Source organism: Enterobacter sp. 18A13, from assembly GCF_007035975.1.
Taxonomy (GTDB): Bacteria; Pseudomonadota; Gammaproteobacteria; order Enterobacterales; family Enterobacteriaceae; genus Enterobacter; species Enterobacter vonholyi.
In genome coordinates, this window is sequence record NZ_AP019634.1 from 2,192,560 (window position 1) to 2,205,092 (window position 12,533).

Below are 12,533 nucleotides of genomic sequence, written 5' to 3' on the forward strand. Positions count from 1 at the left end.
TCCTCGCCCTGTGGGAGAGGGCCGGGGTGAAGGGCATCAGCGCCCAAACCGGGTTTACGCGCCATTCCAGCCGCCGCCCAGCGCTCTGTACAAATCAATCTGCGCCAGCAGCAGGTTATTTTTCACCTGCACGACGCTGGTCTGAACCGAGTACAGCGTGCGCTGCGCGTCCAGCACGTCCAGATAGGAGGAGTAGCCGTTGCGATTGCGGTTCTGCGCAATGCGCAGCGTCTCCTGGGCCACCTCCTGCTGGGCAAGCAGCTCCTTCAGCTGTTCCTGATAGCGACTTATCGCATCAAGGCTGTTGTTCACTTCGGCAAACGCGTTACGCACGGTTTTTTCATAGGCGTACAGCGCCTGGTTACGCTGGGACTGAGAAATATCCACCTGCGCATTCAGCGCCTGGCGGTTCAGCAGCGGGGCAAGGATACTACCTCCGACGCTCCAGAGCTGAAGCGGGTTGTCCAGCAGGCCGGAAAGGGTGCGATCCTGAACCGAACCGGTGGCGGTCAGGTTGATCGACGGCAGCAGGCTGGCGCGCGACGCCGCGAGCGAGGCGTCAGCCGCCACCAGCTGGCGTTCGGCCTGGACGATATCCGGCCTGCGGTTCAGGAGCGCAGAAGGCAGCTGTGACGGGAGCTTCAGGGGCGTCAGCGTCTCATAGCGTTCACTGCGAGCCACCGCGCCAGGATTGCTTCCCAGCAGCAGGCTGAGGGCATTCTCCTGCTGCGCAATCTGATGCTGCAACAAGGGAACTTGCGCCCGCGTTGAGCGCAGTTCGGAATCCGACTGCATTAGCTCCAGGCGCGAGCTGTAGCCCGTCTCAAACTGACGTTTCGCGAGGTTAAACGCCTCTTCGCGTGATTTCAGGGTGGATTCGGTCACGCGCAGCTGTTCGTCAAGCGAGAGCAGGGTGACATACCCTGATGCAACGGAAGACGCGACGGTCAAATCCGCGGCCGCGGCGGCGGCTTTTTGCGCCGCCAGCGAGGCCTCGGCGGCTCTGGCCGTGCTGCGGTTGACGTCCCAGATATCCACGTCATAGCTCGCCGTCAGGCTACCTCTGTACAGCGTGCCGTAGACCGGCAGCCCGGTCGCGGCGGACTGCGAACGGGCGCGCGTCCCGGTTACGCCCGCGTCAAGCGAAGGAAACAGGCTCCCGTCAGCTGCATAGACCCGCGCCTGATACTCGTTAATTCGTTCGCGGGCGATCAGCACGTCGCTGTTATTCTTAAGCGCCTGATCCACATAGCGGTTGAGGTGGTTGTCATGAAAATTGCGCCACCAGAGCTGCTCCGCCGGGCTGGCAGGGCCAGAGACGGTGCGCCACTGCGCAGGAATTTGCAGCGTCGGCTGCGCCGGTTTTACGTCGACGGACTGGCATCCGGCCAGCATGACCGCCGCCGCCAGCGCGGCAATCGGACGAAGGATCATTACTTCGCCTCCCGCGTATCAATGGTCACCTGTACCGACATGCCCGGACGCAGCAGGGCGGAGTCCTCAGGCTTACCGAGCACCTCAATGCGCACCGGAATACGCTGGGCGATTTTGACAAAGTTGCCGGTGGCGTTGTCCGGCGTGATGGCGCTGAACTCCACGCCGGTCGCCGGGGAAATACTCTCCACGCGGCCCTGATACGCTTTGTTGTTCAGGGCATCTACGGTGAACTTCACCGGCTGGCCGACGCGCAGCTCTGCGAGCTGAGTCTCTTTAATATTCGCAATGACCCAGTGCTGAGGAGGCACAAGGGTGGTGAGATGGGTTCCGGCGGTCACATACGCCCCGAGACGCACGGCGATCTGGCCGAGCTGGCCGTCGCGCGGGGCGATGATGCGGGTGTTTTGCAGGTCAATCTGCGTCAGCTCAAGCGCCGCTTTTGCGTTTTCGACATCCGCCTCCAGCGCGCCGCGGTTCACAATCACCGTCTGCAGATCCTGACGCGACATCTCAAGGGCGGCTTTCGCCTGGTCGATGTCGGCGCTGCCCTGGGCGGCACTGGCCAGCGCCGCGTCGCGCTCGCGAATGGAAAGCGAGCCGTCAGACGTCAGCTCTTTCACCCGCTTTAAATCCGCCTGGCTTTTCAGGCTCTGGGCGCGGGCATTTTTCAGCGCCGCGTCGTTTTTGGCAATCGTCGCTTCGGCGCTTTTACGCTGCTGCAGGTTGTTATTCAGGGCGGCAATTTTCATCGCCAGCTGCGCCTCGGCTTGATGCACGCGCTGCCGATAGATTCGGTCATCGATCTGCACCAGCAGGTCGCCTTTTTTGACCTGCTCAAAGTCCTGAACCTTGACCTCAGTGATATAGCCGTTTACCTGCGGGCTTATAAACGTCGTCTGACCGCGCACGTAGGCATTATCGGTAAACTGCGCGTGACGGGTGAACGGCGGCAGCTGCCACGCGTAAAGGATCACCAGCACGCCGACGATACCGATGGCGGCGGCGGTGAAAACGGAAACAATGCGCACATTTTTGCGGGTGTTGGCCTGCTCTTTGGCGGCATCCTGCTGACTCATAAACTCTCCAGAACTCTTTCAATTATTTGTTGCCGGTGGCGTTCTTCAGCGCCAGACGGGCAGTGATGCGCAGGCGCAGCAAGCGCCATAAAATCCAGACCAGCGTGGCGGCAGCGATGCTCGCCGTCAGCAGATAAGTATCGTTGTAGGCCAGAATATTCGCCTCCAGCGCGGTGACCGTTTGCAGCTGCGTTATCGCCTGGGTTCCCAGCAGCGCGCTGTCGCCAATCAGGCTTTTGTACATCTGGGTATAAAGCTGAATTCGCTCGTTGACCAGCGGGTTGAGCGTGGTGAGCTGGTCCGCCAGCAGGCTGGAGTGGTATTTCTCGCGCCAGGTCTGGAAGGTGCCGAGGATCGCGGAGCCCAGCAGGCCGCCGAGGTTCTGGCTCATGCCAAACATCACCGAGAAGCTGACCAGGTTGCGTGGGTCGGCGATCACGCCGCCAATGGCGGCCAGCATGGCGGGCGCCAGGAAGAAGGCGCTGCCGAAGCCGAGCAGGAACTGGCTTAGCATCAGCTGATCCGGGCGGGTCAGGTTGTTAGACTGGCTGTCCAGCAGCGAGGCAACAATCATCAGCGCCAGGGAGGTAATAATTGGCCACGCCAGTTTGGTGGGCTTGATGGTCAGACAGCTGGTGACGATCCCGCAGACGATCCCGGCGAAAATAGACCACGCCAGGTGCGTCATCTGCTCGTTCTGTAAGCCCACGTACTGCAGCCAGCCGATGACGCCGGTGTTCTGCTCGGCCAGCACGATACGGATCAGCAGCATAATCAGCCCCAGGCGGACGATGCTGCCGCTCGACAGCCAGCGGGTGTTCAGCAGCGGGTTAGTGCGGTTATGTTCAAAGACGATGGCCGCCACAATCAGCACCAGCGATAGCGCCAGCGACCAGCCAATCCACTGCGCTTCGAACCACCAGTCAAGGCGGCCTAACGAGAGCACGGCGCAGAGCAAGGCCATCCCGGGGGCCATTAAAAAGAAGGTGATAAAATCCTTTTTCTCGAATACCTTGCGCCGGTCGCCCGGCGGCAGTTTTAAGGCTATCACGCAGGCCAGGGAGATCAGCGCCAGCCCCAGCTCGAAGAAATAGAGCCCGCGCCACTCGTCCAGCTGCAGCAGCTCGGTTGAAAACAGGCGCGCCAGCGGGATGGCGAGCGACGACCCGGTGATGCCAATGGTCAGCGCCTTCAGGCGGTGCTTCGCAGGCCAGGCCTGGATCTGGTAATAAATCCCCAGCGAGCTGAGCGCGGCGGCCACCATGCCGTGCGCGGCGCGAACCATCAGCGCCGAGCTGAGATCGTTAACGAACAGGTGGAAAAAGGTGACCAGCACGTACAGCACCAGAAAACCTTCGGTGAAGGCGCGCAAACCGTACTGCTGGCGGAATTTGACCAGTAGCAGGTTAATGGAGATGTTGGTCATCACATAGACCGCGGGCAGCCATGCGATTTCGGTCGACCAGGCGCCGAATGTCCCCTGCAAATTTTGCAAGTTGGCGGTCACCACCGCATTCCCCAGCGCCCCCGTCAGGCAGACCAGCAGGCCCACGACGCCGTAGGCAATGCGTTTTGGCGTACTGTGTTCGGGCGTGGAGGGCGAACCCAGCAGGGCGGGTTTCTCATGTGGCTGCCACTCGCGAGGAGCATAAGGATCGCGTTCGGGCAGGCGCATAACGTCGTTTACCTTAGAAATGATTGGATAATTAGCGGGCTAGCGATTCTACGTCTGCCGCAAATGATAATTCAAGTGAATATGATTTACGCATGTTAATCAAATGGTGAAGGGAAATTTAAGGAAAAAGAGCGGCCCGCAGGACGGGCCGGGAACGGTCAGAGACGTTCGGGCTGCGCCTGGATGAGTGTTGCACGCTTAACGCGGCAGGCGCAGAAAATCGCGATTAAGGAAATGGTTACCGTGACGGCAAGATACCAGGCCACCGGCACCCAGTCGCCGTCATATTTTGCCAGCAGGCCGGTGGCAATCAGCGGGGCGGTACCGCCGGCCAGCGCGGCACCCAGCTGATAGCCGAGCGTAATGCCGGTGTAGCGCACGTTTGCACTAAAAATTTCAGAGCACAGCGTGCCGAGTACCGCCGTGACAGGGGCCCACAGCACGCCAAAGGCGATGACCGTCGCGAGCACGATGCCCCAGGTTGTACCGGTATTGAGCAGCATAAACCACGGTACGATAAACAGGCCAAGCACGAAGACGCTGATTGCGTACATGCGCTGACGGCCTATTTTATCGGAGAGCAGCCCCATCAGCGGGATCATAATGGTCGCCACCAGGGCTCCCAGCGTCACGGCCTCAAGCGCCTGTGATTTTTGATAGGTCAGCGTGCTGGTGGCATAGCTCACTACAAACGTAGAGAAGATGTAGAAGGGGGCGGTTTCAACCACCTTCAGACCGGCGGCGATCAGCACTTCACGCCAGTGATGCTTCAGCGTATCGCGCAGCGGGGCCTTAGCCACCTGACCGGACGCTTTGACTCTCTTAAAATCGGGCGTTTCATCAATATCCTTGCGGATCCACAGGCCGAGCAACACCAGAACCGAACTCAGCAGGAACGGGATACGCCAGCCCCAGGAGAGAAAATCCTCCTCGCTGAACAGAGTCATCAGCGAAACGATAAAGGTTGCCATCAGCATGCCGATGGTGACGCCCGCTTGCGGAATGCTGCCGAAGAAGCCTTTACGTTTTTCTGGCGCGTATTCATAGGCCAGCAGCAGCGCGCCGCCCCATTCACCGCCGATGCCCATCCCCTGAATGATACGCATCAGGATCAGCAGAGCGGGAGCCCACAGGCCAATCATCTCATACGTGGGCAGCAGACCAATCATGACGGTTGCACCTCCCATTAGTGAGAGGGTTAGAACGAGGGTTTTTTTACGTCCGATGCGGTCGCCAATATGGGCGAAAAGTACCCCGCCAATGGGGCGAATAAAAAAGGTTAATGAGAAAGAGAGATACGAGAGAATGAGACCGATCACCGGATCGACCATCGGGAAAAAGATCTTATTGAAGACCAGCGCGGCCGCCGTACCGTAGAGAAAATAGTCAAACCATTCAATGGCGCTCCCGGTAAGGCTGGCGATTAATACCTTTTTATTTTTTCGTAATACCGTCGTCGTACTTTCATGTTCTGTCATGACCTGAAACCCCGCCACGTTGATGATGAGAGAGAGGTGTCACCTGGCGCGCTTCAGGTGCAACCTGTGATGATGAAAAAGGTTATGAAATTGTTAAGCAACTTAGGGTTGGATGTTGTTTTTGGCAAGCGAAGGGGGGATAAAACTGGTCAGATCACGGTGAAATAAGCAGCGCCGGGTGCTTTTACATAACGTCTGCACAATACAATGTTTTGTAAGGCTGGAAATCAAAAGCATAATAGGCAGGTGCAACCCGATGATTTTTGGATGTTTCTGGTTATTTCAGAAAATGATAAATTCGGCGCTTCAACAACGTGAGGAGTTCACCATGGTTCAGCCCCATTTTCCCGTTCTGGCGAATGCCACGCTGGCGGCCATCAATACTGTCGGTGAATGGCTGGCGCAGGATGATCTGAGCGTGACGCGTCAGGCCCCGGAGATAGATGCGGTGATTCTGGCTGGAAACGCGGTGATCCCAACCATTGACGCGGCCTGCCGTATTGCCGCGCAGAGAGAAATCCCGCTCCTGATTAGCGGCGGCATCGGGCATTCGACCACCTTTTTATATGCTGCCATCGCCAGTCATCCGCGTTACCACACCGTACCGGTCGCAGGGCGGGCCGAAGCAAGCATTCTTGCCGACATTGCGCGGGAGTTCTGGCAGATCCCGCAGGGGCATCTGTGGGTTGAGGATCAATCCACCAACTGCGGTGAAAACGCGCGCTTTAGCTGGAACATGCTGAAACAGCGTCATCGAACGACCGGGCGGGTGCTGGTGGTGCAGGATCCGACGATGCAGCGCCGCACGATGGCGACGTTTGCCCGCGTTTGTCGGGATGAGTCCGAGTCACCGGAGTGGACAAGCCATCGCGGGTTTACGCCAACGCTGCAAAACGGAAAAGAGGGCGTGGAATTCGGTGAGGGCAACACCGGGCTGTGGCCCGTTGACCGCTATCTTTCTCTGGTTCTGGGGGAACTGCCGCGCCTGTATGATGACGCCAACGGCTATGGCCCGGCCGGGCGGGATTATATTGCTCACGTTGAATTCCCCGAGGCCGTCATGGACGCATGGAAACAGCTGCAGCAGGATCCGGTCCTGAAGGTGACGCGAAAAATCATCTGAGCACGGAACAATTCCCTCGCCCCAATGGGGAGAGGGTTAGGATGAGGGGAAAAAATCACAGTGCCGCAAACTTATCCAGCGTCCGCACCAGTTGAGTGACGAAACCGTATTCGTTGTCATACCAGGCAACGGCTTTCACCAGCTGAAGTTCTCCCGCCTCTGACACCTCCGTCTGCGTGGCGTCAAACACCGAACCATAGTGCGAGCCAATCACATCTGACGACACAATTTCTTCGTCGGTATACCCAAACGATTTATTGCCCTGCGTCGCCTTTTTCAGCGCGGCGTTGATCTCCTCAACGGTGACTTTCTTGCCCAGAATGGCCACGAGCTCGGTTACCGAACCCGTTTTTACCGGCACGCGCTGCGCGTGGCCCTTAAGTTTGCCGCTGAGCGCAGGGATCACCAGGCCAATGGCTTTGGCGGCACCCGTGGTGTGCGGAATAATGTTCTCTGCCGCCGCCCGGGAGGCGCGAAGGTCTTTCCCGCGCGGGCCATCTACCAGCGCCTGCGTACCGGTATAGGCGTGAATGGTGGTCATGGTGCCCACCTTAATTTCAAACGCATCGTTCAGGGCTTTCGCCAGCGGAGCGAGGCAGTTGGTGGTGCAGGAGGCGACGGAGATGATGGTATCACTGGCGTCAATGGTGTCGTCATTAACGCTGTAGACGATAGTTTTCATGTCACCCGCAGGCGCAGAAATCAGCACTTTCTTCGCGCCGGCGTCCAGGTGCGCCCGTGATTTCTCTTCAGAAGTATAAAAGCCGGTGCACTCCACGACGATATCCACGCCTGCGGCTTTCCACGGAATGTGCTTCGCCTCTTTCTCGGCGTACACCGCAATGGTTTTACCGTCCACAATCAGCGCATCCTCGGTGAAGTCCACGCTCCACGGGAAGCCACCGTAGTTGGAATCATGCCTTAGCAGGTAGGCCAGCACTTTCGGGGAGGTGAGGTCGTTGATGGCGACGACGGTATTACTGTCCTGGGTTTCAAGAAGGCGACGCAGTACAAGGCGCCCAATGCGTCCAAAGCCGTTAATGCCAATTTTACTCATGGTGTTCTCCTGTAAACGTGTCGATGCGACAGTTTGAACTCATCCAGGCTTAGACCATCACGGGCAGGGCGGCAATTGAAGATGCTTCATGCGGGAGGAAGTATTTGAAAAACCATACAGAAAAGTTAATGAATTTTTAAGGAAAGGGGATTATGTTGGCGCGGTAACTGTTTTTAATCGAGAAATCACATGCGCACTAAATATACAAGCCTGCAAATCGGCATCCACTGGCTGGTGTTTCTGTTAATCATCGTCGCCTACTGCGCCATGGAGTTCAGAGGTTTCTTCCCGCGCACCGCGCGCCCGGCGATCAACATGATCCACGTCTCTTGCGGTATCAGTATCCTGGTGCTGATGGTGACGCGTCTTCTGGTTCGCCTGAAGTTCCGCGCGCCACCGATTCAACCGAAGCCAAAAGCGATGGTGACGGGGATGTCCCATCTGTGGCATCTGGTGGTTTATCTGCTGTTTATTGCGCTGCCGCTGATTGGCATTGTGATGATGTATAACCGGGGCAGCGACTGGTTTGCTTTTGGCCTGGCGATGCCGCATGCGGCAGAGTCAAATTTTGACCTGGTTGATGTGCTGAAAGAGTGGCACGAAACGCTGGCAAATCTGGGCTATTTTGTGATTGGCCTGCACGCCGCGGCGGCGCTGATGCACCACTATTTCTGGAAAGATAATACCCTTCTGCGCATGATGCCGAAAAAGCGTTCGTAGTCTTTAACGCTTGCCGGGTGGCGATGCGCCACCCGGCTTGTTTTTTAACCCAGCAAAGCACGCTCTTCGGCAGTTAACGCCAGCCCCTGAGTTGACCCCGTCTCCGACGACTTCACCGCCGCTTCCAGCACGGCCATCACCGCTAATGCCTCAACAGGGTGGGCAGGATTGGCGATTTCCCCGCGTAGCGCATCACGCACGTTAATATAGTACTGTCGCTGATCGCCTTTCGGGGTAGGGATCGTCTGCGGTGCGCCGTCGGCCCCAAAGAACACCATACTGTCGCTGTCTTCGCCCCAGGTTTCACTGCCAGGAGTCACCCCTGCGAGCAGCTGTGCTTCCTGCTGATCGATTCTGGCCTTCACCACGCTGCCCTTGTCCCCGTTGACGGCAAAGCGCGCCGTACCGCCTGCCACCAGCATGCTGGCGTGCAGAATCACCTTATGCTCCGGGTAGTTTAAGACCACGTGCGCCCAGTCGTTAACTTCAGCGCCGTCGCGCAGCGTCGCGATATTCCCCTGAACCGACTGCGGCAGGCCAAAGAGCTGCAGCGTCTGGTCTATAAGATGAGGCCCCAGGTCAAACCACAGGCCACTCCCGGGGACGTTCTGCTCGCGCCAGCGCACGCGCACTTCCGGGCGGAAGCGGTCGATGTGCGATTCAAGGTGTTTAACCTTGCCGAGCGTGCCTTGCTCAATAACCTGCTTAATGCCGAGGAAATCGCTGTCCCAGCGGCGGTTGTGGAAGACGGAGAGCAGCAGCTGCTTTTCCTCCGCCAGCGCAATCAGGTCGCGGGCTTCCTGCATGTCAAGTGTAAAAGGTTTATCCACGACCACGTGTTTACCCGAGTTCAGGGCCAGCGTCGCCAGCGGGGCGTGCGTGGCGTTGGGGGAGGCAATCACTACCAGGTCAACATCAGGATGCTGAATAGCCTCTTCAGGGGTGGAGACCACCTGTACGTCCGGCAGATCGCGTTTTACCTTCTCTTCATCGCGAGAAGAGACAACTGCCAGCTTAAGCCCGTCCACAGACTGGATCAGCGGGGCATGGAAGGTTTTCCCGACAAATCCATACCCGATCAGCGCAATGTTGATTGTTTGAACTTTACTCATGACCTTCTCCACGTTAATTCGCGCACACCGTGACCTGCAATGCGCCAGGGTCCCCAAGCTCAGGCCAGGGACGATCTAAAAAGAGTTGTTGAATGTTGGATAACCCGGAAACCAGATACGGCTCGCAGCGGTTAATTTTCAGATGATCGGCGACAATCCAGTGCACGTGGCTTGCGTCGAGCATTGCGCGTTTAACCTCGGCATCCGCTTCTTTACCGGCGCTCAGACCGAGTTCGGCATGAATGGCGCACGCCCCGAGGATGGCGATATCTGCCCGATAACGGGACAGCAAAGATAACGTGGCGCTTCCGGCAAACAGGCGCTGCTGGTGGTCCCATTTGCCGCCGAGCAGGATCAGCTCAACGTCTTCCCGGTCGCTAAAGTGCTGGGCGATATCCAGCGACGTGGTAATGACGGTGAGCGGCCCCTGAAGAAAGGTGGCGACGGCCATCACCGTGCTCCCGGCATCCAGAAAAAGGGTGGAGCCCGGTGGAACCTGCTGTGCGACCTGCTTACCCAGGCGCTGTTTGGTCTCCGGCAGCAGCGTATTGCGGCCCTGACGGTTCATGGCTGAGAGATTCAACGCGATGGCTCCGCCGTGGTTCTTCTGCGCCAGGCCCTGGTTCTCCAGGTCGGTCAGATCCCGACGAATGGTATCGGCTGAAACCTGCAGCTTTTCGGCCAGCTCGGTGATGCTGGCCTGGCCTTGCTCGCTCAGGATATCCAGAACGTAGCGTTGACGAGCGGTTTTGTGCATGGGGGTACATTCCTGCAAAATGTCGCAATAGTTTGCATAATACAGCATTTTAACGCAGAGAAAAGGGCAATGTCGTTTTGATGTCGGGGAGTGAGGTGATGATTCAGATGCGTGATTATTAAAATTTTATTAAAAAGGTATAAGCAAGCCGTTTTGAATGTTAATCATAATGTTATTGTTATGTTTTATTTAACAGTTTGGGTTATGTAACCACTGCACCATCATTGTCTGGGTTTTAATTCTGTTAAATGGTGATAGTTCGGTTTTTAATTGCTTTAATTAGTTTATTAATGGCATTAAATTTTAATTGGGCCTGTTTGGCTACTTAAATTGACACTTCTTTGAAAATCTTTGTGTCTGACCCGAGCGGAAATTAACGCAAAAATGTGCAGGGAGCAAATTAAGAATTTTCCTTAAATAACAGTCGGTTTATATGTTTCATCTGAAAGGTCATTTTAAGAGTTTTGTCCAGAAACCCCATATTTTTTCTTAATTGTAACACCGCCTTAACATTGAGGGTGTAGTGGCCTATAACACATTTTGTTATGCTGCTAACCACTTTAGGAAATAAGTAAATTCTTAATTTAAATAAGACGCAGGCAGATCTCATCTCCAGAGGAAATGGGTATGGGGGAGTTTTACCTAAAATACGGCAAGGATGCTAAATAAGATATTTGTCTAATTATCTATACCTCTTTTTGGGTAATTGCTTCAGTGTCACTCAGAGTCAGGGAGATAACAATGACGATATTACGAAAGCCTATGTTACGCCGATTTACAGCAGCACTGGCATTCATTTCATTAGCCATAAATACGGCGTACGCCAATAGCAGTCAGGTGGGCATTGCCCCGGTTGCCACGACAACCTTAAAAGAAAGTATTCTTTTTGCTATCGATCGCGATCCGTCTATTAGTCAGCAGGCCGCACAATTGGGTATTGGCCAGGCACAAATAGATGAAGCGCGCAGCGGCTGGATGCCGCAAATATCGTTGAACGGGAGTACAGGGCACAGCCAGACCACCGATTCCAGCGGGTCGCTGAAGAATTCGGCCGCCTGGGGGCTGAGCCTGACGCAGCTGCTGTACGATTTTGGCAAGACTAATAACAGCATCAGCCAGTCTTCCGCCCAGCGCGATAGCTATCGCTATCAGCTGATGGGCACGCTCTCTGACGTGGCGGAAAAAACGGCGCTGAGCTACGTCGAGGTCAAACGCTATGCCGATCTGCTGCAGGCGGCAAAGGAGAACGTTCAGGCGCTGAAAAACGTTGAGCAGCTGGCAAAGCTGCGTGCCGATGCGGGCGTGAGCTCGACCTCCGATGAGCTCCAGACCCGCACGCGTATTGCCGGCATGCAGGCGACGGTCGCGCAGTATCAGGCCGCCTTAAACAGCGCCCGCGCGCGGCTTGCGGTATTAACCGGTATGCAGGCAGAAAACTATTCGCCTGTACCTGCAAACCTCGCGGTTGAACCTGATTCGCTCAACCGCATTGATTACTCGCTGATACCGGCGGTTATGGCCGCGCAAAACATGGAGCGCTCTGCCCAGTACGGCGTGGAAACGGCGAAGTCCCAGCACTGGCCGACGTTAAGCCTGAAGGGTGGGCGCACCCGTTATGAATCGGACAACCGTTCGTACTGGGACGACCAGATCCAGCTCAATATTGACGCACCGCTTTATCAGGGGGGCGCAGTTTCCGCACGAGTGCGGCAGGCTGAAGGAGCACGAGCGATGGCCTCCTCTCAGGTCGATCAGGCGCGTTTTGACGTCCTGCAAAAAGCCTCCGTCGCGCAGGCGGACTGGACCGGCGCACGGGGAAGAATGGAGGCCGGGAAGCAGCAGCTGGAAAATGCCCTGCGCGCCCGGGATGTTTATAAAAATGAGTACACCCTGAGCAAGCGGAGCATTAACGATCTGCTCAGCGTTGAGCAGGATGTCTGGCAGGCTACTTCGGCGAAAATAATCGCTGAGTATGATGGCTGGAGTTCGGCAATTAATTATGCTTCCGCGGTTGATAATTTAATGCCGCTTATTGGAATAGAGAAAAACGCTGCCGCAAAATTACCCGATTTGAGTTAATAAAAGACGCGCAGTGTTG

General features: G+C 56.4%; 10 protein-coding genes. 3 read left to right on the forward strand and 7 right to left on the reverse strand.

Going from position 1 to position 12,533, the window contains the following annotated elements:
• Positions 1–54: 54 nt before the first annotated feature.
• The 4 genes from FOY93_RS10815 to FOY93_RS10830 all read right to left on the reverse strand — a co-directional run bounded on the left by FOY93_RS10815 (position 55) and on the right by FOY93_RS10830 (position 5,666).
• Positions 55–1,434 (reverse strand): efflux transporter outer membrane subunit, encoded by a 1,380-nt coding sequence (locus FOY93_RS10815; protein WP_143345081.1) that lies wholly within the window; start codon positions 1,432–1,434, stop codon positions 55–57.
• Positions 1,434–2,513, reverse strand: coding sequence for an HlyD family secretion protein (locus FOY93_RS10820; RefSeq protein ID WP_143345082.1), 1,080 nt, complete (start codon positions 2,511–2,513; stop codon positions 1,434–1,436). The genes FOY93_RS10815 and FOY93_RS10820 overlap by 1 nt, the downstream gene beginning before the upstream one ends.
• A 22-nt stretch (positions 2,514–2,535) precedes the next feature.
• Positions 2,536–4,188 carry an MFS transporter gene (locus FOY93_RS10825; protein ID WP_143345083.1) on the reverse strand — a complete coding sequence of 551 codons (1,653 nt, stop codon included), beginning with the start codon at positions 4,186–4,188 and terminating at the stop codon, positions 2,536–2,538.
• Between the two features lie 158 nt (positions 4,189–4,346).
• Positions 4,347–5,666: an MFS transporter gene (locus FOY93_RS10830; RefSeq protein ID WP_143345084.1), complete on the reverse strand. Its 1,320-nt coding sequence runs from the start codon at positions 5,664–5,666 to the stop codon at positions 4,347–4,349.
• 328 nt (positions 5,667–5,994) lie between these two features.
• Here FOY93_RS10830 and FOY93_RS10835 point away from each other — a divergent pair, with 328 nt between their 5' ends.
• The gene (locus FOY93_RS10835; protein WP_143345085.1) at positions 5,995–6,789 is read left to right on the forward strand and encodes a YdcF family protein; all 795 of its coding nucleotides are present in this window, start codon (positions 5,995–5,997) and stop codon (positions 6,787–6,789) included.
• Positions 6,790–6,844: 55 nt separating this feature from the next.
• Here the strand turns inward: FOY93_RS10835 and gap are convergent, their stop codons facing one another.
• A complete protein-coding gene (gene gap / locus FOY93_RS10840) occupies positions 6,845–7,846 on the reverse strand; it encodes a type I glyceraldehyde-3-phosphate dehydrogenase (protein WP_023311641.1) in 1,002 nt (333 codons plus the stop codon).
• A 189-nt stretch (positions 7,847–8,035) separates the two neighbouring features.
• Between gap and cybB the strand changes: the two genes are divergently transcribed.
• A complete protein-coding gene (gene cybB / locus FOY93_RS10845) occupies positions 8,036–8,566 on the forward strand; it encodes a cytochrome b561 (RefSeq protein WP_143345086.1) in 531 nt (176 codons plus the stop codon).
• A gap of 44 nt (positions 8,567–8,610) precedes the next feature.
• Here cybB and FOY93_RS10850 read toward each other — a convergent pair whose 3' ends face one another.
• Both FOY93_RS10850 and FOY93_RS10855 read right to left on the reverse strand, forming a co-directional pair.
• Positions 8,611–9,678: an oxidoreductase gene (locus FOY93_RS10850; RefSeq protein WP_143345087.1), complete on the reverse strand. Its 1,068-nt coding sequence runs from the start codon at positions 9,676–9,678 to the stop codon at positions 8,611–8,613.
• 13 nt (positions 9,679–9,691) lie between these two features.
• Positions 9,692–10,435 carry a DeoR/GlpR family DNA-binding transcription regulator gene (locus tag FOY93_RS10855; protein WP_115875010.1) on the reverse strand — a complete coding sequence of 248 codons (744 nt, stop codon included), beginning with the start codon at positions 10,433–10,435 and terminating at the stop codon, positions 9,692–9,694.
• Positions 10,436–11,176: 741 nt separating this feature from the next.
• Here FOY93_RS10855 and FOY93_RS10860 point away from each other — a divergent pair.
• Positions 11,177–12,514, forward strand: a complete 1,338-nt coding sequence (locus FOY93_RS10860; protein WP_133294365.1) for a TolC family outer membrane protein — start codon at positions 11,177–11,179, stop codon at positions 12,512–12,514.
• The last annotated feature ends 19 nt before the right edge of the window (positions 12,515–12,533 follow it).